Source organism: Psychrobacter sp. 1U2, assembly GCF_051847575.1.
Genome location: NZ_JBPYDC010000611.1, coordinates 1 through 941 on the forward strand (window position 1 = coordinate 1; position 941 = coordinate 941).

A 941-nucleotide genomic window follows, 5' to 3' on the forward strand; every position below is an offset into this window, starting at 1 on the left:
TGTTTAGCGCAATTTACCTCATTTTAAGCCTCACCATCTAAACTAAAAAATGACCATGGCAAAAATCAAGCCGAAGCTACCAGTCCATCTGCGCTACTAACTTGTGCTTGCTTATCAACTTTACTTGGCTCGCGACTATCAGCAGCTACGCGCTCCAAAGTCACAGTTGAGGATTTATAAGCTGGGATGTGCGACTCTGGTGCATGAGTGTCTAAATCAAATAAATCATTACACTCAGGATAATAAGCAGCGACTGCATTAGAAGCAATATCCATCTCAGTTAAAACGAGTGGACCAAGAGTACGTGCTTGGTTGCTACTGTCTTGACGCGTCACTATAACGCTATCTCCTTTTTGCCAGCCCAAGCGGCTAATTTCATCAGGATGCATAAAGAGCACATCACGGCGGTTGGTTTGACGATAACGGTCATTGTAGCCAAAAATCATCGTATTGAACTGATCATGACTACGCACACTGGTAAACTGCCAAACCTTTTGTTGCTCATTTTGAGATGGATTAACCTTCTGTTCAGTCGATGCAGTCTTTTGAGCCATTTGCTCAGCAACATAAGTAATCGGATATTGTGGTACTTCGATTTGAGCCTTACCACTATCTGTATTCCATACGCGATGACGCGCTGGGTGATATAGATGAAAACCGCGCTCGCTATCACGAATACGCTGATTAAAGTTCTCAAAACCATCGATAGCTTGCGATACATAATCACGCACCACATCATAGTCTTCACTCATCGCTTGCCAATCTATATTGGTTGTCGAGCCTAGTACATGTGTCGCAATATCTGCGACAATCTGCGCTTCAGACTTTAACGTATCGCTGATAGGTTTAATAGTGCCCTTGGTCGCGACAATTTGACACATAGAGTCTTCGATGGTGGCAAACTGCTCGCCTTTAGCGGTCACTAAACTTTCAATCCGGCT

1 protein-coding gene is annotated in these 941 nt (G+C 43.8%); it reads right to left on the bottom strand.

Annotated elements, in window-relative coordinates; all coding sequences use genetic code 11:
* Positions 1-65 precede the first annotated feature (65 nt).
* Positions 66-941, bottom strand: an 876-nt coding sequence (locus ACS8FD_RS17615; protein ID WP_439276803.1) for a molybdopterin dinucleotide binding domain-containing protein, incomplete at its 5' end; no start/stop codon positions are given.